17 protein-coding genes are annotated in these 21000 nt (G+C 59.2%); 7 read left to right on the top strand and 10 right to left on the bottom strand.

Going from position 1 to position 21000, the window contains the following annotated elements; translation table 11 throughout:
- Position 1: 1 nt before the first annotated feature.
- From ACSQ87_RS16265 to fdnG, 3 genes are read right to left on the bottom strand one after another with little or no spacing between them, the layout of a single operon-like run.
- On the bottom strand, positions 2-655 hold the full coding sequence (locus ACSQ87_RS16265) for a formate dehydrogenase subunit gamma (protein WP_223431012.1): 654 nt from the start codon (positions 653-655) through the stop codon (positions 2-4).
- The gene (gene fdxH, locus ACSQ87_RS16260; RefSeq protein ID WP_223431013.1) at positions 652-1596 is read right to left on the bottom strand and encodes a formate dehydrogenase subunit beta; all 945 of its coding nucleotides are present in this window, start codon (positions 1594-1596) and stop codon (positions 652-654) included. The genes ACSQ87_RS16265 and fdxH overlap by 4 nt, the downstream gene beginning before the upstream one ends.
- A complete protein-coding gene (fdnG, locus tag ACSQ87_RS16255; protein ID WP_223431014.1) occupies positions 1597-4662 on the bottom strand; it encodes a formate dehydrogenase-N subunit alpha in 3066 nt (1021 codons plus the stop codon). It lies immediately after the preceding gene.
- Positions 4663-4895: 233 nt separating this feature from the next.
- Between fdnG and ACSQ87_RS16250 the strand changes: the two genes are divergently transcribed.
- Complete coding sequence (locus tag ACSQ87_RS16250) at positions 4896-6050, top strand: MalY/PatB family protein (protein ID WP_223431015.1); 1155 nt, start codon at positions 4896-4898, stop codon at positions 6048-6050.
- A gap of 143 nt (positions 6051-6193) precedes the next feature.
- Entirely contained in the window at positions 6194-7051 is an 858-nt protein-coding gene (locus ACSQ87_RS16245; RefSeq protein WP_223431017.1) for an SDR family oxidoreductase, read from the top strand.
- A 152-nt stretch (positions 7052-7203) separates the two neighbouring features.
- Here ACSQ87_RS16245 and ACSQ87_RS16240 read toward each other — a convergent pair whose 3' ends face one another.
- Genes ACSQ87_RS16240 through ACSQ87_RS16230 form a run of 3 tightly spaced genes read right to left on the bottom strand, consistent with a single transcriptional unit; the run spans position 7204 to position 8432 of the window.
- Positions 7204-7653: a DUF421 domain-containing protein gene (locus ACSQ87_RS16240; RefSeq protein WP_223431018.1), complete on the bottom strand. Its 450-nt coding sequence runs from the start codon at positions 7651-7653 to the stop codon at positions 7204-7206.
- Between the two features lie 7 nt (positions 7654-7660).
- Positions 7661-8179 carry a hypothetical protein gene (locus ACSQ87_RS16235; RefSeq protein WP_223431019.1) on the bottom strand — a complete coding sequence of 173 codons (519 nt, stop codon included), beginning with the start codon at positions 8177-8179 and terminating at the stop codon, positions 7661-7663.
- Positions 8169-8432: a hypothetical protein gene (locus ACSQ87_RS16230; RefSeq protein WP_223431021.1), complete on the bottom strand. Its 264-nt coding sequence runs from the start codon at positions 8430-8432 to the stop codon at positions 8169-8171. The genes ACSQ87_RS16235 and ACSQ87_RS16230 overlap by 11 nt, the downstream gene beginning before the upstream one ends.
- Before the next feature lie 170 nt (positions 8433-8602).
- Here ACSQ87_RS16230 and ACSQ87_RS16225 point away from each other — a divergent pair, with 170 nt between their 5' ends.
- The 4 genes from ACSQ87_RS16225 (at position 8603) to ACSQ87_RS16210 (ending at position 11818) form a co-directional block, all read left to right on the top strand.
- On the top strand, positions 8603-9214 hold the full coding sequence (locus tag ACSQ87_RS16225; protein ID WP_223431023.1) for a Yip1 family protein: 612 nt from the start codon (positions 8603-8605) through the stop codon (positions 9212-9214).
- 46 nt (positions 9215-9260) lie between these two features.
- Positions 9261-10604, top strand: a complete 1344-nt coding sequence (locus tag ACSQ87_RS16220) for a cation:proton antiporter (protein ID WP_223431024.1) — start codon at positions 9261-9263, stop codon at positions 10602-10604.
- A gap of 186 nt (positions 10605-10790) precedes the next feature.
- Positions 10791-11087 (top strand): hypothetical protein, encoded by a 297-nt coding sequence (locus tag ACSQ87_RS16215; protein ID WP_223431026.1) that lies wholly within the window; start codon positions 10791-10793, stop codon positions 11085-11087.
- 254 nt (positions 11088-11341) lie between these two features.
- Entirely contained in the window at positions 11342-11818 is a 477-nt protein-coding gene (locus tag ACSQ87_RS16210) for a hemerythrin domain-containing protein (protein WP_223431027.1), read from the top strand.
- A gap of 748 nt (positions 11819-12566) precedes the next feature.
- Here the strand turns inward: ACSQ87_RS16210 and ACSQ87_RS16205 are convergent.
- The 3 genes from ACSQ87_RS16205 to ACSQ87_RS16195 form a co-directional block, all read right to left on the bottom strand.
- Complete coding sequence (locus ACSQ87_RS16205) at positions 12567-14489, bottom strand: hybrid sensor histidine kinase/response regulator (protein WP_223431029.1); 1923 nt, start codon at positions 14487-14489, stop codon at positions 12567-12569.
- A 99-nt stretch (positions 14490-14588) separates the two neighbouring features.
- Complete coding sequence (locus ACSQ87_RS16200) at positions 14589-16889, bottom strand: ATP-dependent DNA helicase (protein WP_223431031.1); 2301 nt, start codon at positions 16887-16889, stop codon at positions 14589-14591.
- Positions 16886-18553: a VRR-NUC domain-containing protein gene (locus ACSQ87_RS16195; RefSeq protein ID WP_436273802.1), complete on the bottom strand. Its 1668-nt coding sequence runs from the start codon at positions 18551-18553 to the stop codon at positions 16886-16888. The genes ACSQ87_RS16200 and ACSQ87_RS16195 overlap by 4 nt, the downstream gene beginning before the upstream one ends.
- Positions 18554-18759: 206 nt before the next feature.
- Between ACSQ87_RS16195 and ACSQ87_RS16190 the strand changes: the two genes are divergently transcribed.
- Entirely contained in the window at positions 18760-18984 is a 225-nt protein-coding gene (locus ACSQ87_RS16190) for a YgdI/YgdR family lipoprotein (protein WP_059407112.1), read from the top strand.
- 108 nt (positions 18985-19092) lie between these two features.
- On the opposite strand, the gene ACSQ87_RS16185 is transcribed toward ACSQ87_RS16190, so the two are convergent.
- A complete protein-coding gene (locus ACSQ87_RS16185) occupies positions 19093-20946 on the bottom strand; it encodes a polyurethane esterase (RefSeq protein WP_223431035.1) in 1854 nt (617 codons plus the stop codon).
- Positions 20947-21000: the final 54 nt, after the last annotated feature.

Genomic DNA, 21000 nt, shown 5'->3' with positions numbered 1-21000 from the left:
GTCATCCTTTTTTGCTGATCGGTGGCTCAGGCGTATCATCACGGGTCACTTCCCGGTACCAGAGCTCATGGTGTTTTCTCGCCCAGGCGCGGCTGACCCTGCCACGCACCATGGCGTGGACCGAGCCGCGAATCCAGATACCCGCATAGACGTGGACGATAATGCTCAACACCAGGATGAAACCCGCCAACGCATGCAGCAGCATCGCCCAGCGAATGCTGGTGATGCCAAAGTACGCGCTGAACCAGGCGCGCCAGATCACCAGCCCGCTGAACAGCAACACCAGCATGCAGATCAGTAACACCCAGAACAGCAGCTTCTGCGCCGGGTTGTACTTGCCGATCGGCGGCACGCCCTCCTCTTCGTTGCGCATGACAGTCCCGACGCGCCTGAGCCACAACCGGTCGTTGGCGCTGAAGTAATTCGCCCGCCAGAAACTGAACACCAGGCCGAGGAACAGCACAAACATCGCCACGCCCATGTACGGATGCAGAATGCGCGCCCACGGGCCGCCGCCAAACAGGTTGCTGAGCCAGAACAGCGCCGGATGAAACAGCGCCAATCCCGACAGTGCCGCCATCAGAAACACAATCGCCACCAGCCAGTGATTGGTGCGCTGGTTGGAGGTGTAGCGCAGGATTGGTTTGTCGCTCATGGCCTGTCCTCCCCGCCGGGTTTGGTCGGATCAAAGGTGTGCACCGATGGATCGAATTCATGCACCGCTGGGTCGACGATGACTGGATGTTCGTCTTCCTCGACCAACTGCGGCCCAACGCGCACGTAATGGAAGAACCCGGCCAGCACTGCGGCGCCCATGGCGAGCAACGCCAGGGGTTTGCTCAGGCCTTTCCACAGGTCCACCAGCGGACTGATCGCCGGGTGATCCGGCAACCCGGCATACAACCTGGGCGTGTCGGCATGGTGCAGCACATACATGACGTGAGTGCCGCCGACGCCTGCGGGGTCATACAAACCGGCATTTTCGAAACCGCGACTCTTGAGGTCGACGATCCGTTCGGCAGCGTGTTCTTTCATGTCTTCCTTGCTGCCGAAAACGATGGCGCCGGTCGGGCAGGTTTTCACGCAGGCCGGCTCCAGCCCCACCGCCACCCGGTCCGAGCACAGCGTGCATTTATAAGCCTTGTGGTCCTTTTGCGAGATGCGCGGGATATTGAACGGGCAACCGGTGATGCAATACCCACAGCCGATGCAATGGTCCTGGTCGAAATCGACAATGCCATTGGCGTGTTTGATGATCGCCCCCGGACTCGGACACGCCGCCAGGCAACCGGGTTCTGCGCAGTGCATGCAGCCGTCCTTGCGAATCAGCCACTCCAGATTGCCGGCGTCGGTTTCATGCTCGGTGAAGCGCATCAAGGTCCAGGTATCTGCGCTCAGGTCTTGAGGGTTGTCGTAGGTGCCGAGGTTGTGGCCGACCTCGTCGCGCAGCTCGTTCCATTCCGAGCAGGCGACCTGACAAGCCTTGCAGCCAATGCACTTGGTGGTGTCGATCAGCTTGGCCACTTCCTCTTGCGTGCGCACCGAGGGCGGCATGGTGGTGGTGGCCGAACGGGCGATAATGTCTTGGCTGGCCATTTAGACTTTCTCCACGTTGACCAGGAATGACTTGGATTCCGGGGTCTGTGTGTTGCCATCGCCGAGGAATGGCACCAGGGTGTTGGTCAGGTAACCGTGACGGGTGGCGCCGGTGAAGCCCCAGTGCAACGGGATACCGATCTGATGCACCACTTGGTTATTGACCTGCAGCGGACGAATCCGCTTGGTCACCACCGCCACCGCTTCGATATGCCCGCGCTTGGAACTGACACGGACCCGGTCGCCGGCAGCAATGCCCTTCTCCTTGGCCAGCACCTCGCCGATCTCGACAAATTGCTCAGGCTGGGTCACGGCGTTGATCGGGCAATGTTTGGTCCAGAAGTGGAAGTGTTCGGTCAGCCGGTAGCTGGTCGCCGCATAAGGGAAGTCCTTGGCCTGCCCGAGGGTGTCCCAGACTGAATCGAAGATCCGCCCGGCCGGGTTGCTGGTCGCCTGCTTGTTGTTGGGGTGCATCGGGTTGATGCCGATGGGCGTCTCGAACGGCTCATAGTGTTCCGGGAACGGCCCTTCGTTCATCTTGTCGAGGGCGAAGAAACGCGCCACGCCTTCGGGGTTCATGATGAACGGGTTCATCCCGGCTTCCGGCGGCACATCGGCCTTGTAGTCAGGCACGTCGGTGCCGGTCCAGACCTTGCCGTTCCACCACACCAACCGCTTGTTCGGGTCCCACGGTTTGCCTTGAGGGTCGCAAGAGGCGCGGTTGTAGAGAATCCGCCGGTTCATCGGCCAAGCCCAGGCCCAGCCGAGGTTCTGCTTCATACCGAAAGGATCGCTGTTGTCACGCCGGGCCATGTTGTTGCCCTGCTCGGTCCAGCTGCCGCAGAAGATCCAGCACCCGGACGCCGTGCTGCCATCGTCCTTGAGTTGGCCGAAGCCGGACAGCTGCTGACCGGCCTTGACCACCGCGCCCGAGGCGTCAGTGACATCGGCGACGGCGTAGCCGTTGAATTCCCGGGCCAGCTCTTCCGGCGTCGGGTCATCCGGTATTTTGTAGGGCCAGTCGAGCTTGAGGATCGGCTCGGCCCAGGCACCGCCGTTGGCCTGGTAACGCTTGCGCAGGCGCAAGAACAGCTCGGCCATGATCTTCACGTCCGTGCGCGCCTGCCCCGGGCCATCGGCACCCTTCCAGTGCCATTGCAGCCAGCGACCGCTGTTGACCAGCGAACCGTTTTCTTCGGCGAAACAGGTGGTGGGCAGACGGATGACTTCGGTCTGGATCTCGGCCGTTTGCACATCGTTGTAAGGCCCGGCGTTGCGCCAGAACTCCGAAGTTTCGGTAGCCAGTGGGTCCATCACCACCAGCCACTTGAGTTTGGCCAGCGCCTTCATCACACGGTTCTTGTCCGGCAAGGCGGCGATCGGGTTGAAGCCCTGGCACATGTAGCCATTGACCTCGCCCTTGCCCATCATGTCGAACATTTTCAGGATGTCGTAGCCGGGAATGTCCAGCTTGGGCAGCCAGTCGTAGCCCCAGTTATTCTCGGCGGTGGCATTGGCGCCGTACCAGGCTTTCATCAGGCTGACGTGGAACTTGCCATAGTTCTGCCAGTAGGACATCTGCCCGGGACGCAGCGGCTTGAGTGCACGTTTGGCGATGTAGGTGTTGTAATCCTGTTCGGCTTCAGCCGGCAGGGTCAGGTAACCGGGCAACAGGTTGGACAGCAAGCCCAGGTCGGTCAGGCCCTGGATGTTGGAGTGCCCGCGCAGGGCATTGACTCCCCCACCCGGCATGCCGACGTTGCCCAGCAGCAGTTGCACCATGGCCGCGCTGCGGATCATCTGCGAGCCGGTCGAATGCTGGGTCCAGCCCAGCGCATAGAGAATCGTCATGGTTTTGCCCGGTTGCGAGCAGGTGGCGATCTCCTCCCAGATTTTCTGCATCGCGTCCACGGGCATGCCGCAGACCTGACTGGCCAGCTCCAGGGTGTAGCGGCTGTAATGCTGCTTCATTAATTGATAGACGCAGCGTGGGTCTTGCAAGGTCGGGTCGACTTTGGCGAAACCGTCCTCGCCGATTTCGTAGCCCCAGCCGGACTTGTCGGTGTAGGTGCGCTTGCTCGCGTCGTAACCGCTGAACAACCCGTCCTCGAAGCCGTAGTTGGCTTTGACGATGAACGACACGTCCGTATAGGCCCGCACGTATTCGTGCTGGATCTTGTCTTCGGTCAGCAGGTAATTGATCAGCCCGCCCATGAAGGCAATGTCGGTGCCGGTGCGGATCGGTGCGTAATAGTCGGCCACCGAGGCGGTACGGGTGAAACGCGGGTCGACCACAATCAGCCGCGCCTTGTTGTGGGCTTTGGCTTCGGTCACCCATTTGAAACCGCAAGGGTGCGCTTCCGCGGCGTTGCCACCCATCACCAGAACCAGATTCGCGTTGGCGATATCGGTCCAGTGGTTGGTCATGGCACCACGGCCATACGTCGGGGCAAGACTTGCCACCGTCGGGCCATGTCAGACACGTGCCTGGTTATCAAACCCCAGCATGCCGAGACTGCGAATCACCTTGTGGGTGATGTACCCCGCTTCGTTGGACGATGCCGACGCCGCGAGGAAACCGGTGGTCAGCCAGCGGTTCACCGTTTGCCCCTGGGCGTTCTTCTCGATGAAGTGGGCGTCGCGGTCGGCCTTCATCAGGTCGGCGATGCGATCCAGTGCTTCATCCCAGGAGATTCGCGTCCACTCCGTGGTGCCGGGCTTGCGCACCTGCGGGTACTGGAGACGGCTGGGGCTGTGAATGAAGTCCAGCAGGCCGGCGCCTTTGGGGCACAGGGTGCCGCGATTGACCGGATGATCGGCATCGCCTTCGATGTGGATGATGTTTTGCGCGACATTCTTGGCGGCATCGCCCTGGCTGTACATGATCAAGCCGCAGCCTACCGAGCAGTACGGGCAGGTGTTGCGGGTTTCATGGGTGTGGGCAAGCTTGAAGTGGCGCACCTGCTCGGCGAAGGCAGTCGCTGGGGCCATGCCCAGCGCGCCGAGGCTCGAGCCCGCAAGGCCGATACCAGCGACCTTGAAGAACTGACGACGGTTGAGGTCCATCGTGCACTCCTGTCAGGTGGAGACCCGGTAGTTTTGCCGGGTTTTTCTGGACAATCACGGTTGCGGCAGTCTGACTGCCGACACTTAAAACTGTAGACAATGTTAGAACTGACTGTGTGAAAACCGACCATCGGGCAATGCCGGGAGTCAGCCACCACACACAAGCTCGCTCCCACAGGTCCTTGGCGTTTATCATTGCCCCACGTTCAACCACGCTTTTTATGAGACTGAGCATGACTTTCGATTTTGATCAGGTGTTCGACCGCCACAACACCGGCAGTACCAAATGGAGCCGTTATCCGGCCGACGTGTTGCCGATGTGGGTGGCCGACATGGACTTCTCCGCACCGCCGGTGATCATCCAGGCCCTGCAAAAACGTCTGGAACACCCGATGCTCGGCTACAGCGTGGCCCAGGATGACTTGCGCAACGCCATCGTCGCCGACCTGTGGAACAAGTACGCCTGGCGCGTATTGCCTGAGGAACTGATTTTCCTGCCGGGCGTGGAGTCGGGGTTCAACATGGCGCTGAATGCGCTGGTCCAGCCGCAGCAGAACGTCGTGGTTCAGGTCCCGAACTACCCGCCGCTGCGTCATGCGCCGGGGCACTGGGGTCTGAACAAGGTCGAACTCGAATTCGACGCATTGGCGGACGGCACGTACGCCACGCCACTCGATGCCCTGAATCAGGCGCTGACCGGTGGCGGTGCGCTGCTGCTGAGCAACCCGCACAACCCGGTGGGCAAAGTCTTCCCGCGAGAAGAACTGCAAGCGGTCGCCGACATCTGTCTGGAGCAGGACGCCTGGATCATCTCTGACGAGATTCATGCCGAGCTGTGTTTCGACGGGCGCGTGCACATTCCGACGGCCTCCCTGAGCCCGGAAATCGCCAAGCGCACCATCACGCTGATGTCGGCGAGCAAGGCTTACAACATCGCGGGGCTGAAAACATCGTTCATGATTATTCAGGACTCGGCGTTGCGTGCAAAGGTCAACCATGCCCGCTGCGGCATGGTTGACAGCGTCAACCCGTTGGGCATGGAAGCGACTCGCGTCGCCTACAGCGAAGGCGGCCCTTGGCTGGCTGGGTTGAAGGCGTATCTGCAAAGCAATCGGGATTATCTGGTGGAAGCGGTCAACACGCGACTGCCAGGGGTGACCATGAATATCCCGCAAGGCACGTATCTGGCGTGGCTCGATTGCTCGGCGCTGGGACTGGATAACCCTCAGCAGTTTTTCCTTGAACAAGCCAAGGTCGGGCTGAGCCCAGGTCTGGATTTCGGCGATGACAGCAAACAGTTCGTGCGCCTGAATTTCGGCTGCCCACGGGCATTGCTGGAAGAAGGCATCGCGCGGATGGAGCGCAGTTTGCTCAATCGCAAAATTTGAATCCAGATCAAAAGATCGTCCGAAGTCTCTGGCCGCGTTCGGACGATCTTTTGATTTTTCGCGACATGAAATCCAACCGAACTCAAGGCAAAACACCAGGGTCAACCCTTTGACTCCTCTGCCTTGCGAACGGAGATTTCCCAATGACTGCCTATCCAAAACCACCCTTCCCGAAACAGGCCCAGCCTGTCCCCGGTTCCCAAAAGAAAATGGACCCGTATCCCGATTGTGGCGAACAAAGCTACAAGGGATCAGGCCGACTGGACGGCAAGATCGCCCTGATCACCGGCGCCGACAGTGGCATCGGTCGCGCCGTAGCGATCGCCTTCGCCCGTGAAGGCGCGGATGTGGCCGTCGCCTACCTCAATGAACATGAAGACGCGCAGGAAACCGCACGCTGGGTCGAACAGGCCGGCCGGCAGTGCCTGCTGTTGCCCGGTGACCTGGCGCAGAAAGCCCAATGCCAGGCCCTTGTGGACAAGACGGTCGAACGCTTCGGCCGGATCGACGTGCTGGTCAACAACGCCGCGTTCCAGATGACCCACGAACACTTCGAGGACATCCCGGACGAAGAATGGGTGATGACCTTCGACGTCAACATCACCGCCATTTTCAGGCTCTGTCAGGCCGCGTTGAAGCACATGAAACCCGGCAGTTCGATCATCAACACCAGCTCAGTCAATTCGGACATGCCCAAACCGACCCTCCTGCCTTACGCCACGACCAAAGGCGCGATTGCCAACTTCACCGCGGGCCTGGCGCAGATGCTGGCGACGAAGAACATTCGGGTGAACTGCGTGGCACCGGGGCCGATCTGGACGCCGCTGATTGTCTCGACCATGCCCGATGAAGAAGTGCAGAACTTTGGTGGGCAAACGCCACTCGGACGGCCGGGTCAACCGGTGGAAGTGGCGCCGATTTATGTGTTGCTGGCGTCGGATGAGGCCAGTTACATCACGGGCCAGCGATACGGGATCACCGGTGGCAAACCGATGCTCTGAACACAGCTCTTCAATCAGCGAGAAACCTGTGGCGAGGGAGCTTGCTCCCGCTTGAGCGCGCAGCGCTCACAGATCTTTGGGGCCGCTACGCAGCCAGCGGGAGCAAGCTCCCTCGCCACAAAAGCAGGTATGGCTCTATTGCAACGGTTTGCTCAGGACTGCTCTTGAGCAATCACCGATATCTTGCCGTTTCGCTCAAGGATCGCGAACTTGATTTGCTCAAGGGTCTCGATGCCCTGACTCGAGCGTGCCGCCTCCATGATGTCGGCCTCGATCAATCGCGCGTGGCGCAGGCGTTTGTGCAGGACCTTGCCGTTCTCGACGATGATCGTCGGTCCGCCATCGATCAACTGCGATACCCATCGCGAGCGCTGTTTGAGCAGCGACAGGCCGACGTCGATGGCAATCAGCGTGACGATCACCAGCATCGAATTGGTCAGGGAAAAGTCATCGCCCAGCAATGCCTGTTGCGTCGCCTCACCAATGATCATCAACAGCACAAAATCAAATGTCGTCAATTCGGCGAGAGAGCGTCGGCCGGCAATTTTGAATAGCACCATCAGCGCCAGATACATCGCGACCGCGCGCAATACCGAGTCCATAGGTCACCTAAGGGAAAATGAATTGATCGAGGTTCACGGGCATGGCGCCGGGCGATGCAACGCGGTTGCGAAACAGTCCCAGCCCATCGCCGCGCAACGTCAGATAAAGGTTTGCCTGGCCCTGAGCGTCGGTTTGCACCCACAGCTTCATGCCCTGCCCGGCACTGATGGCGCGCTGGGGTTGCGGTTGCAGGGTTTCAATGTTGAAACCGTCCAGCAGCGCCCCGCTCAGTTCCAGCTCAACCGTGGCATTGGGCGCACCGCTCACGCTGATCTGCATAGGGTTGGACGATCCGTGGCGGTGGAACATCTCGTATTGCACCCTGACCTTGCCATCGTCGCCATAAATGTCCCGGGTACTCAGCGGCCCGCGTGAAAACAGGCCGAGCAGCGCCAGCAACACCAACAGCATCAAGGTGAACCAGCCCCAACGCTCGAATCGCCAGACCTTGACCTGATGCGCCATGTCTTCGCGCACGGGATAGTCGCGGCTGTGATAATCGGTATGGCCGGGTTCATCGTTCATCGAGTGCGCCCTGCCCTTGTTCACCGGCCAATGCTCGTTGATGGAAATGCGGCAGCAACTTCAACGCGTGCTCTGATGCTAATAACTGAACCTCACTGCGTGAGCCGGAAAATCGCAGTTGTCGGCTGAAGACACATGGCCCCTGCCCGGTCTGATAGGCCCAGGCGAAACAAATGGCCGTACAAGACTCTGCGGTGGTCAGCAGCAAGTCGTTTTGACGCAAATACTCGACCACGGATTGGCTGACGCTCATGGCACATCATCCAGAAAGGAGAGCTGCTCGGTTGACCTTCAGCGTCTCCAAACATTCCCTCTATCGGACGACGCCCGGCTCAGGGATAAAAAAGTGAACCCCTGTCAAAACTCGCCCCTCAATACGTTTAGGGCCCCCCTGCTACGGCCGCTCCAGATCCGGAGGCCATCATGTCCGCACCTATCGTCAAGCTGTTTACTCAACCGAACTTTGCGTGGACGGATATCCGCAAGGAAGAGGAAGCGCATCCACACCACTACCTCGCTCATTTGCTGTTGCTCGCCATGATTCCTGCGGTGTGTCTGTTTATCGGGACCACCTACGTCGGCTGGAGCCTGGCCGACAACGAAATCGTCAAGCTAAGCACTGCCAGCGCGCTACAGCTCTGCGTGCTGCTGTACGTGACCATCGTCGCCGGCGTGGCGCTGATGGGGCTGTTCATCCGCTGGATGTCGCGCACCTTCGACGCGAGGCCGACCGTCAATCAATGCATCGGTTTTGCCGCTTACACTGTGACACCGTTTTTCCTCGCAGGCTTCGCCGCTCTATACCCCAGCCGCTGGCTGGCGATTGTGGTGCTGGGCGCGGCGTCGATCTATTCGACGTTTCTGCTGTTCGTCGGCTTGCCGACCTTTATGCATGAGCGCAAGGAACAAGGCCTGCTGAACGCCGTTTGCGTCTGGGGCGTCGGATTGCTGGTGCTGGTCACCCTCCTGGTCTCAATGATCCTGCTATGGTTCAACGTACTGACACCTGAATACCTGCGCGCGACCGTCAATTGATTGCCAAAGGCTCTACATCGCGGCACGCACCCGACGAGTACCGAGCATGAGTTTCATTTTGTGGGTGGCGGTGCTGGGTGCCGTGCTGCTGACGCTGGCGCTGACGTCGTCGTACCTGCGATGGATGCCGGTGACAACGTCGGCGGTGTGCCTGGTGCTGGGTATAGCCATCGGGCCCGCGGCGTTCGGGCTGTTGAAACTGGACACCGAAGATGCGTCCACCTGGATGGAGCATCTGACGGAAGTCGCGGTGCTGTTTTCGTTGTTTGTCTGTGGTTTGAAGTTGCGCTTGCCGCTCAGGGACAAAAACTGGCGGATTGCCTACGGCCTGGCCGGCCCGGTCATGGTGCTGACCATCGCCGGCGTCAGTCTGTTGCTGCATTACGGTTTCGAATTGTCCTGGGGCGCGTCTGTGTTGATCGGTTCGATTCTGGCGCCCACCGACCCGGTACTCGCCGCCCTGGTGCAAGTCAACGACGCCCGGGATGACGACAGCGTGCGCTTCGGACTGTCGGGTGAAGCCGGGCTCAATGACGGGGTCGCCTTCCCGTTTGTCATCCTCGGCCTGCTGCTGGTGCAACACAACGGCAACCCCGGCTGGCTGAGCGACTGGTTGCTGCGCAGTCTGTTGTGGGCAGTCCCGGCCGGTTTGCTCACCGGCTACTGGATGGGACGTGGCATTGGCCGCCTGACCTTGTTAATGCGCATCAAAAATGACGACAGCACCCTTTCGCCGAATGATTACCTCGCCCTCGCCTTGATTGCCCTGGCGTATGTCGGGGCCGAGTCGATTCACGGTTACGGCTTTCTGTCGGTGTTCGCCGCCGGCCTGGGTTTACGCCACGAAGAAGTCAAATCCACGGGTAGCCACGAGCTTCCCGCCGAGCATCTGGTTCAGCCTGTCGTGGGACATCAAAATGTCGAGCCGCAACATGCGGTTCATGGTGATACCGCAAGCCTTGAAGATGCTCAGGTCGCCGCGGGCATCATGATGGGCGACATGCTCGCCTTCGGCAGCCTGGTGGAGCGGGCCATGGAAGTCTTTCTGGTGACGCTGCTCGGCGTGGTGCTGATGGCGCACTGGGACTGGCGCGCATTGCCGATCGCCGGCGTTTTGTTTTGTCTGATAAGACCACTGAGCGTCGTCGCCATGCCTTGGGGCAGCTTGCTCAACGGTCAGCAGCGAATGTTGATTGGCTGGTTTGGCATACGCGGCATCGGAAGTCTGTATTACCTGTTTTATGCCGTGAACCATGGGTTGGGCGATTCGATAGCAACGTTATGTATCGACCTGACGTTGTCTGTGGTCGCGCTCAGCATTCTCCTCCACGGGATCAGCACTCAACCGATTCTGGCTCGATATGAACGGCAAAAAAAACAGGGTTTTTGATTTGGTCGTGGGTGTTTACGGCATGAATTATCGATATTTTTCGCTAATAAATTTGAAATCCTTTAGCGAGCCCGCAGGTCACAACCTTGATCCCTCGCGACTTTTGCACGGCGGGACTTGCCAGGTTCGGTACCCCTACGGCATCGATACCTATCAAAAGGAACCTCGGAAAATCAGGTGCTGGTCATGATTCACTATTCCACCTCCGAAGAAATCAAAGCCTGCCGGGCCTTCGCCCTGGAACGTAATCATCAGATGTTTGAAGAGGCCCAGGCTCTGAGCCGTAACGCCTTTGCGTTACTCGAGGATAGCGACATGGATGTGGAACGGTTTGATCGCTATCAGGCGATGCGCAGGAAGGCCGACTTGAAGTTCGAGGAAGCAATCGAGCACTTGCGGCTGCTCAACCAAGCTTTCCCGCCTGTCTCGATTTCCACGCAAAACGCTCATCGTTCGCTCCAGCAACCCGAACCCATATCCTGAACTTGAAAAGCCCGGCGCAATCGCCGGGCTTTTTACTGCCCAAGGCATCAATACTCCACCGCGAACTGCATGAGTCAATTTCCGGACTCATGCAGGCTGCATGACTTCAGTTTGCCATCAGCCACTCCAACTCATTGTTTTATAAGAACGTTATCGCACCGAAAAACCGGCACGACAAATGCTCAAGGACTATGAGCGACCTTCGGCCTTGAGACCGTTTGCGCTCACCCCTGACTTGTTGGAGAGACTCGACCATGAACGCCATAGACTTGTTGAAAGCCGACCATGAACGCGTAAAAGGCATCCTGGCCCAGCTAAGCGAATCCACCGAGCGTGGTGTTAAAAAGCGCGGTGAGTTGCTGGCCAAGCTGGAAATGGAGATCGCCATCCATACCCGTCTCGAAGAGGAGGTCTTGTACCCGGCGTACAAAAAAGCCGGGGGCAAGGAACAGGACGTCATGTATTACGAAGCCAAGGAAGAACATCGCACCGTAGATTCCCTGGTACTGCCGGACCTGAAAGTCACCGACCCGTCCACCCCGGAATTTGCCGGTCGCGTGAAAGTGGTCAAGGAACTGCTGGAACATCACATTGAAGAAGAGGAAACGGAAATGTTCCCTCAGGCTAAAAAGCTGTTGGGCAAAGCCACACTTGAAGAGCTGGGCTTGCAAATGGAAAGTTTGAAAGCCCAGTACAAGAAAGAAATGAGCGCAGCCAATCTGGCGGCTTGATGCAGGTGATGGACAACAGAAGGCCCGGCATATCCGTTTCTGTGGTGATGGCTGCTGGCGGTTTCGCTTTTACAGCGAGTCACTTGGAAAAGCCCCAAGTAACCAAAGGCTCCTGCCCCGCCATTCGGTGCCTCGCCCAGGCTCGGCATGCCCTCACTCCGGCATTGCTCCGGGGGCCCGCCGCCATCGGCCATCCATGGCCGGGGGCGGCTACCGCGGCATCCTTGCCGCGGTGCCCCCTGCGCAATGCCTGCGTTCGGCCTCTGGGAAAGGGGCAGGCAGATCAAGATCAAAAGCCAGAGCCACAGCCACGGCAAGATCAAAAGATCGCAGCCTCGTTTCACTCGACAGCTCCTACAGGGGGAAGGGTGTACGCACGCTCCTCACCACTCAACAGGCCGAGCGTTAGCTCGCCTGCAGCTTTTGATCTTGATGCACCGCCCCCTCGAGAGGCCGAGTGGAGGTTCTGCGCAGTGGGCAACCCGGCATGGATGCCGGGTTAGCCGCCCCCGGCCATGGATGGCCGATGGCGGCGGGCCCACGGAGCAGGACCGGAGCGAGGGCATGCCGAGCCTGGGCGAGGCACCGAACGAAAGGGGCAAGAACCCTTTGGTTACTTTGGGGTTCTTTTCCAAAGTGACTCGCTGTAAAAGCGAAACCGCCAGTCGCCATGACCGAAGAAACGGATATGTTCCCCAACCTTAAGTGAACAGCATTACGGCATATACCGCACCTTTTAGGTTGATTGTCATTTCATGGTCGTGGCAATGATTTCCACCAGATTGAGTTGGGTAAAGGGTTTGGACAGGCGCGGAAGTCTGGTGGCGAAACCTTCCAGGCGCTCGGCGTAACCGGTGGCAAGGATGATCGGCAGGCTCGGCTTGATGATACGGATAGCCTGCGCCAGTTGCGCGCCATTCATCTGAGGCATGGCCATGTCAGTGATGACCAGATCAATCGCCTGTTCGCTGTCGAACATGGCCAACGCCTGTGCGCCGGACGCGGCACTAATCACTCGATGCCCCAGGTCCTCGAGCAACAGACAGGTACTGGTCAATACCAGGCTGTCGTCGTCCACCACCAACACACAAAGTCGGGGCACCGGCGGTCCGGCTTGCTCCTCGGCAACAGGTTTGGCGACTGAACCAGCGGTGGCGACGGGTATCCACAGTTCGGCGGTTGTGCCTTTGTCCTTCAGGCTCTTGAGAACGAATCGACCGCCCAATTGCTCGATAAAGCCATGAACCATCGACAGCCCCAGACCAGTACCTTTGCCAACTCCCTTTGTGGTGAAAAAAGGGTCCGTTGCCGATGCCAGCGTCGCGTCATCCATACCCTCACCGGTATCGGTGACACTCAGGCAGACATAACGACCGGGCGCCAGGGAAAGCTGTGCCTTGTCCGCAACAGCGTCTGTCTGGGCACTGATCACGATTTTTCCGCCATGGGGCATTGCATCTCGAGCGTTGGTCACCAGGTTCAGTACCGCCAGTTCGAGCTGATTGACGTCGGCCAGGACCGGTTCAAGTTCTGGCGAAAAGCGCGTTTCGAGCACCACGGAAGGCCCGAGGGAGCTGCGCAACAGTCCGGTAATCCCTTGCACCAGCTTCGGAATCTCGACAGGTTCGGACTTGAGCTCCTGGCGTCTGGCAAACGCCAGCATGCGCTGAGTCAGGGTTACGCCACGCAAGGCACCTTGAGTGGCGTTGTCCACCAATCGGGTAATACTCGAATCATCCCCGACGCGTTTGCGGATGATCTCCAGATTGCCAAGGATGACGGTCAGCAAGTTGTTGAAGTCGTGGGCAATGCCACCACTGAGTTGACCGATGACCTGCATCTTCTGCGCCTGAAACAGCGCTTCGCGGGTTTGCTCCAGGGCCTGCTGGGCTTGGGTGACTTCGGTGATATCACGGGTGATCTTGGCGAAGCCGAGTAACGTTCCGGTGTCGCCCCAAATCGGGTCGACCACGACATGTGCCAGGAACCGCGTACCGTCCTTGCGCACACGCCAGCCTTTGTTTTCGAATCGCCCCTCACGGATTGCAATGTCCAGGGTCCGTTGTGGTTCGCCGGCCTCGCGGTCTTCCGGGGTATAAAACATCGAAAAATGCTGGCCGATGACTTCTTCGGGCAAGAAGCCCTTGATTCGCTGAGCCCCAAGGTTCCAGTTGGTTATGCGGCCATCCGGGGTGAGCATGTAGATGGCGTAATCAGTGACACTTTGAACCAGCAGACGGAATTGCTGCTCGCTTTGCTTGAGGACTTCTTCGGCCATTTTGCGGTCGGTCAGGTCCCGAGTGATCTTGGCAAACCCTAGCAACTTACCCGACGGGTCGAGAATCGGATCAATGACCACGTGGCACCAGAAATGCGTGCCGTCCTTGCGAACCCGCCAGCCTTCCCCCTCGAAACGCCCCTCCCTGATCGCCGTGTTCAGCGCTCGCAGGGGCAAACCAGCACGGCGATCCTCTTCGGTATAGAACCGCGAAAAGTGCTGGCCGAGGATTTCGGCCTCTTCATACCCCTTGAAACGCCTGGCGCCGGCATTCCAGCTGGTGATGATGCCATCGGGATCAATCATGTAGATCGCGTAGTCAATCACAGCATCGATCAACAGGCGGAAACGACTGTCGTCGATGGCGTTGGCTTTGGTCCGATCCTCGCTCATTGATCCCTCACGTCACTATCGTTTTTCTGGAGTATGCGACAAACCGAAAATTTGGAAAGTTCGAAAACAACGCTGGGTGGCGGCTCTGGAACATATGCCTCAGATGACCGGGTGGTCATACGTTCGCTGAGTTGCAAAAGAGGCTGGCGCAATCGACCACCAGCGCGGCAGTAGCTGCTTGACCTTGCTATCGCCAAACCGGTCATCGATCAACATCACCACCCCTTGGTCCTGCTGGGTGCGGATCACCCTCCCCGCCGCCTGCACCACTTTCTGCACACCGGGAAACAGGTAAGTGTAGTCATAACCGGCGCCGAAAATCGCTGCCATGCGCTGTTTCAACTGCTCGTTGATCGGGTTGAGTTGCGCCAGTCCGAGGGTGGCGATAAACGCTCCAATCAGTCGCGCGCCCGGCAAGTCGATGCCTTCGCCAAAAGCCCCGCCCAACACCGCAAACCCGACGCCCTGACTTTCGGCGGTGAACTGATCGAGGAAGTCCTGACGCTGCCCTTCCCCCATGCCTCGAGACTGCGACCACAGATTGATGTGTGGATGTTTCTCGGCCAGCAACTGCGCCACTTGCTGCAAATAATCGAAGCTGCTGAAAAACGCCAGATAGTTGCCGGGACGTTGGCTGAACTGCCGGGCGATCAACTCGACGATTGGAGCAAGGGATGACTGGCGATGGGCGAACCGCGTAGAGATCTGGCTGACGATGTGCACTTGCAGCTGATCGGCGTGAAATGGCGATTCAACGTCTATCCACACCGTGTTCTCCGGCGTGCCGAGCAGATCGGCATAGTAATGGCGAGGGCTCAGGGTCGCGGAAAACAGCACGGTGCTGCGTGCAGCCGTCAAGCGTGGGCGGATGAAGCCGGCGGGCACCACGTTGCGCAGGCACAGCTGCGACAGGTTGCGTTGGCGTTCGAGGTCGCGTTTGCTGATGTCGAACAGGAACTGTTCATCAAAGAGCTCGGCCACCCGGCAAAATTGCAGCATGTCGAAATAGAAGTTCTGTAACGCTCCGTCCAGGCCTTGCGGGTGATCGTTCAGGTAATCGCCGATGCTCGCGCAGCACGATGACAACGCCTGGAGCAGTTTTTCCGGCGCCTTATCATAGGCCTGATAGGCACCGAGTTGCAGGTTATGCAGGGTATTCCACTCACGGTTGACCCGTTGCAAGGATTTTTTCAACGCCTCGGGCGCGGTTTTTCGTACGCCGTTGAGGGTCGATTGGTCGAGGCTGGCGCTGTACATCTGCCGGCCGCGCTCCACCAGGTTGTGTGCTTCGTCCACCAGCACCGCGACGTTCCAGTTATTGGCCTGGGTCAGCCCGAACAGCAGCGCGCTGATATCGAAATAGTAGTTGTAATCGGCGACCACCACGTCTGCCCAGCGGGCCATTTCCTGGCTCAGGTAGTAGGGACAGACGTCGTGTTGCAGGGCGACTTCGCGCAAAGCGTTCTGGTTCAGCAGGGACAATTTGCTGGCCGCCTGGCGAGCGGCGGGCAAGCGATCATAAAACCCCTGGGCCAGGGGGCAGGATTCGCCGTGACAGGCTTTGTCCGGGTGTTCGCAGGCCTTGTCCCGGGCGATCATTTCGAGCACCCGCAAGGGTGGCGCGTCAGCGCTGTCGAGGATCACTTGCGCGGCGTCCAGCGCCAGTTTGCGCCCCGGGGTTTTCGCCGTGAGGAAGAACACCTTGTCCAGTTGCTGCGGCGCCAGGGCCTTGAGCATCGGGAACAGCGTGCCGACCGTCTTGCCGATCCCCGTGGGCGCCTGCGCCATCAAGCAACGACCGGTGCTGACGGCCTTGAACACCGATTCCGCCAGATGGCGTTGCCCGGGTCGAAAGTCGGCATGGGGAAACGCCAGTTGTTGCGCCGCCCGATTACGCCCTTCGCGATGAGCCATTTCCTGTTCGGCCCAATGCAGGAACAAGGCGCAATGTTGTTCGAAGAACAGCCCCAGTTGCGCGGCGCTGAAAGCCTCGACCAGGCAGGTTTCCTTTTCGCTGACGATGTCGAAGTACACCAGGGCCAGATTGATCTGCGCCAGCTCCAGTTTCTGGCACATCAACCAGCCGTAAATCTTCGCCTGCGCCCAGTGCAGCTGACGGTGGTTGGCCGGTTGTTTGCTCAAGTCGCCGCGATAGGTTTTGACTTCTTCCAGGCAGTTTTGCGCGGGGTCGTAGCCGTCGGCCCGGCCCTTTACCTTCAACGTCTGATACAAACCTTCAAGCGCGACTTCACTCTGGTAGCCCTCGCTGCGCCGGGACGCCACCGTACGGTGCCCGACAATCCCTTCCAGCGCTGTCGGCGAAGGCGTAAAACGCAGGTCGAGGTCACCGACCTTGGCGGTGAATTCACACAGCGCCCGCACCGCGATGCTGTAACTCAAGCGCCCTGCTCCGCCCATTGCACGTAGCAGACGGCAATCGGCATCTGGTGCTCATGGCAGAACTCGAGCCAGCGCAATTGATTGTCTTGCAGGCGATCACCGGGGCCTTTGACTTCGATCATCCGGTAGGTTTTGTCCTGCGGCCAAAACTGGATCAGGTCCGGCATGCCGGCGCGATTGGCCTTGATGTCCGACAGCAGTCGATTGAACCAGTGCTTGAGGTGTTCGGCCGGCAGGCAATCGAGTGCCTGATCGAGCAATTCTTCGCTCAGCACACCCCAGAACACGAAGGGCGACTGCACGCCCCACTTGCTGGCATAGCGTTCACGAATCGTCTGGCGGTAATGCCCGTCATCGAGTTCAGCCAGGCAACCCTGGAACAGCTCCGCGCGGCGTGCGTGAAAGTCCTCATTGAGCAGATCCACCGGCCCACGCTGGAACGGGTGGAAAAACGCCCCCGGCAACGGCGCGAAAATCGCCGGCCAGCACAGCAGACCGAACAGCGAGTTGATCAGGCTGTTTTCGACGAAATGCACCGGTGCCGATTCTTCCGCCAAATGCGCCTGAACGTAATATTCCACCGACAACGCCGGATCGGTTCTGGGCAGTTGCAGGTCCAGGCGCAGCATTTCCCGTGGGGACGAGCGCTTTATCACCGGCCCGCCCAACTTGCGCCGCAGCCTGGGCAGCACACGCAACAATTGTTGCTGTTCGGCGGCACTTTCCGGCGATTGCTCCACCGCGACGGCCAGGTCCATGGCCAGCTGATATTCACCGCAGCGCTCCAATACGCGAATCAACCGCAGCCGCGCGCCGGGATACGCACACTCGCGGTAGATCGCCAGTGCGGTAGAAAAATCCGCCAGGCGCTCGCAGTGCTGACCGATCTGGAACAACAGTTTGCCGCGACGTCGTTGCAGCCAGGGATTGCTCAGCGCCAGCCCTTTGATCTGCTCGACAATGCCGTCCACGGCTTCGCCGGCCTCGAAATGCTGCTGACACTCATAAAGGAAGAGGCAGGCGTCCACATCATCACGGCTGCGCAGGCCTCGGGAGTCGGCGCAGAACTCGACTTTTTCATAGGCAAAGATGCCCAGGTCAGCCAGCACGAACTCGGACCAGTCCTGGTAAAGATTGCCGAAAAACATCAAGCGCAGCCGGTCACACAGGCCCATGATGGTCAGGCTGAACAATCGGTCATCCAGCGACGGGCACCACTGGCCGAAGCTGTGAGCCTGAGGAAACTGTTCGCTCAGGGCGGGCAGCCAATCGGTCTTTTTTCCCTTGGGTCGATCGATGGTGGCGCCAAAACACTGGAGAATTTCCGCCTTGAGCAGCACCTCGAACAGCGCCTCGATCGACAGCGACGATTGCTCATCGACCCAGCCCAGCGCCAGCAGTGGGCCAGCGGCGATGGCGATGTCGCCGATTTCGAGGTAATGCAGCTTGCTCGCCCGGAAGTGATTCCCCCTGCGCATCACCATCCTGACCAGCAGCGCCCTGGACTCACGGGGCAACCGCTTGAACTCGCGGATGAAGTGTTGCTCTTCGACACTCAATACATCGGCATAGCGAAGCTCAAGCCAATCAAGCACTTGCATGAAGTTGTTCAAGTAATAGAACGGGTCGTCGAGAGGGTTTGCAGTCACAGGAAAAAAGGCCATGGTGAGCGAGTACTGGTTATGCGTACAGATACCAGCTGCGCCCTGCCCGGGCAAATGGAAAAGGATAAGCGGCGGCGTTAATCGGTAATTTTTCGACTGGCTATGAACTTTCTGCCGATCCATCGCACCAACCGCGATAGAGGTACAGTGACGATTGATTTCGTTCGTGGCAGTCGCACTGTTTTTTTGAAGGATGAGAGGTGGTTATGAATATCAAGACTCTGGGCTTGCCCCTGGCGGTAGCGGCCTTTCTGGCCCTGGCCGGTTGCTCGACACCAACGGTTGTGACACTGCAGAACGGCACCCAGTATTTGACCAAGGACATGCCGAAAACCAAAACCAAGGACGGCTTCTTCGAGTTCGAAGATATTTCCGGGGCGAAAGTGAAGGTCAAGGCCGATGAAGTGAGCACGATTCGGCAGGAAGACTGAATACCGCGTCATCGTTCTTCGCGAGCAAGCCCGCTCCCACATTGGAACTCGGTCTAATGTGGGAGCGGGCTTGCTCGCGAAGAGTCCCTCACAGACGGCGCATCACCCTCAGGCGATAACAATTCCTGAGCTGGACAAGCTATCCAGCCCAACCCCGACCAACGTCACCGAATCCCCCCCAAACGTCAGCACCGTGTCGTGCCCCACCGCCGTGGCATGCGCCCGATAGTCATCGTTCGGCGTCACCCCCTGAACCCCGAGAAACACCAGTTTGTCGCTGGCCTGGTAGCCAACCACCCGGTCCTGACCAAACGCGCCGCTAAACAGGAACGTATCGACCCCGCCTCCCGACTCCATCAAGTCATTCCCGGCCCCGCCGACAAACACATCGTTGCCCTTGCCGCCGAGCAAATGGTCGTTGCCGTCCAGCCCCAACAACCAATCGCCACCGGCGTGAGCCGTGAGCGTATCGGCACCGGCGCCGCCCTTTACCGTTGACGCGTACTGGGTCAGGTTGTTGCCCGCCTTAAGGCCATCGGCCGTGACGCTGTGGATCACGTCATCCTTGAACAGCCCCCACAGAAACCCCGGCTCCTTGGTCACAATGCTACCGATGTCGCGGGTCATGCTGATGCCGCCATTGGCGTCGCGGATGTACAGGTTGCCGGCGCCGTCATTGGCGAAGTCGAAGTTTTTCACCGACTGCTGCACATCCAGCACGTTGTTGCCCTTGCCGCCCAACAGGATGTTGTAACCACCACCGTCGCGGAAGGTGTCGTTACCATCGCGGCCTTCCAGATAGTCGTTGCCCTGGCCACCCTGGATCAGGTCATTGCCGTCGCTGCCGATGATGAAGGTGCTGCCCTTGTGGGTTTCAGCGTTGCGATTCAGATCCTGAACCCAAGTGTTGGCGCGCGCCGGGTCCGACAGATTGGCAACGATGATCGTCGAGTCTTTGCTGGTGAGGTCATAGAACTTCGACTCGATCACCCGGTTCATGCCGTCGCCATAGGCGGTAGGCAAGTGCGAGATCCAGGTCGGGATGTTGAGGATGGAAAACGGCAGCACATTCCACGCGGTCGAGGCGTAGTGGTCGTTGAAGCTGACGATGTTATCGGTCGCCGAGACCTTGGCGGCATCGTGCACGCCCACCGACGACAGGTTAAAGGATGAACCGTCGAGGGCGCGGTACACCGGGTCGTTTTCGTAACCGACGTTCAGCACTTTGTCGGTGCTGCTTTGGGTCGGCGAGGCGTAGGCAATGTAGTTGGAATCCTGGTAGAACCCGGCCCACTTGTCGTTGCTCAAATCCGCCAGGCTATTGACCGCCAACCCGCCCAGGCTGTGACCGCTGACCAGCACGTCCTTGCCCGACAGGCCATTGGCCCGGGCAAAGGCCGCCACGTCGCCAAGCAGGTCGCCGAACGCTTCGCCGACGTAGTTACTGGCGTAATCCTTAGGCCCTAGCGCTGCCAGCAGATCATTGATCACATCGCCGATGGAGTCGCTGATCTGGCTTTCTCGTGGGCCGCTGGTGCCGCGAAAGGCGATACCGATTTCGCTGAGATGACCCTGAGCGTCGTACTTGCCGAGGATTTCCACCTGAGCGCTGGTGTAACCGGCCTTCTCGCCGAAGAACGTTCCCCGTGCGTCGACCTTGCCGTCATAGCCCAGTTGCGTGGCGGTGATCGGCGTCCAGCCGGCTTTCTGCACCGCGTCCAGTGCGGCTTTTTCCGAATCGGGGTTCCATGGGATTCCGGGAATGACGCCCTGGGAGTCGGTGCCGCCGATCAGCGCGGTCACCAGTGTCGCCGGCAAGCCAAGGCCGAAGCCGTTGTGCTGATAGCCGGTGGCAAAGCCGTTGTCGAGGTTGTGATAGGAATACAGCGTGATCGCCATCGCGTCGGTAAATAACGCTTTGGAATCGGCTGTACCGAAGTTTTTGTAGTCGTACACACCCATTGGTATTGCCTCTCTTTTTGTTGGAATTGTCAGAGATAGCTCACAACCAGGACG

The organism is Pseudomonas sp. LjRoot277 (assembly GCF_964253845.1).
GTDB lineage: Bacteria > Pseudomonadota > Gammaproteobacteria > Pseudomonadales > Pseudomonadaceae > Aquipseudomonas.
This window is presented reverse-complemented; position numbering and strand designations above follow the sequence as displayed.

Coding starts and splice junctions, on each gene's coding strand:
- ACSQ87_RS16250 (WP_223431015.1), top strand. CDS start 4,896: ATGACTTTCGATTTTGATCAGGTGTTCGACCGCCACAACACCGGCAGT.
- ACSQ87_RS16215 (WP_223431026.1), top strand. CDS start 10,791: ATGATTCACTATTCCACCTCCGAAGAAATCAAAGCCTGCCGGGCCTTC.
- ACSQ87_RS16190 (WP_059407112.1), top strand. CDS start 18,760: ATGAATATCAAGACTCTGGGCTTGCCCCTGGCGGTAGCGGCCTTTCTG.
- ACSQ87_RS16245 (WP_223431017.1), top strand. CDS start 6,194: ATGACTGCCTATCCAAAACCACCCTTCCCGAAACAGGCCCAGCCTGTC.
- ACSQ87_RS16225 (WP_223431023.1), top strand. CDS start 8,603: ATGTCCGCACCTATCGTCAAGCTGTTTACTCAACCGAACTTTGCGTGG.
- fdxH (WP_223431013.1), bottom strand. CDS start 1,596: ATGGCCAGCCAAGACATTATCGCCCGTTCGGCCACCACCACCATGCCG.
- ACSQ87_RS16220 (WP_223431024.1), top strand. CDS start 9,261: ATGAGTTTCATTTTGTGGGTGGCGGTGCTGGGTGCCGTGCTGCTGACG.
- ACSQ87_RS16235 (WP_223431019.1), bottom strand. CDS start 8,179: ATGAACGATGAACCCGGCCATACCGATTATCACAGCCGCGACTATCCC.
- ACSQ87_RS16230 (WP_223431021.1), bottom strand. CDS start 8,432: ATGAGCGTCAGCCAATCCGTGGTCGAGTATTTGCGTCAAAACGACTTG.
- ACSQ87_RS16195 (WP_436273802.1), bottom strand. CDS start 18,553: ATGGCCTTTTTTCCTGTGACTGCAAACCCTCTCGACGACCCGTTCTAT.
- ACSQ87_RS16185 (WP_223431035.1), bottom strand. CDS start 20,946: ATGGGTGTGTACGACTACAAAAACTTCGGTACAGCCGATTCCAAAGCG.
- ACSQ87_RS16240 (WP_223431018.1), bottom strand. CDS start 7,653: ATGGACTCGGTATTGCGCGCGGTCGCGATGTATCTGGCGCTGATGGTG.
- ACSQ87_RS16210 (WP_223431027.1), top strand. CDS start 11,342: ATGAACGCCATAGACTTGTTGAAAGCCGACCATGAACGCGTAAAAGGC.
- ACSQ87_RS16265 (WP_223431012.1), bottom strand. CDS start 655: ATGAGCGACAAACCAATCCTGCGCTACACCTCCAACCAGCGCACCAAT.
- ACSQ87_RS16205 (WP_223431029.1), bottom strand. CDS start 14,489: ATGAGCGAGGATCGGACCAAAGCCAACGCCATCGACGACAGTCGTTTC.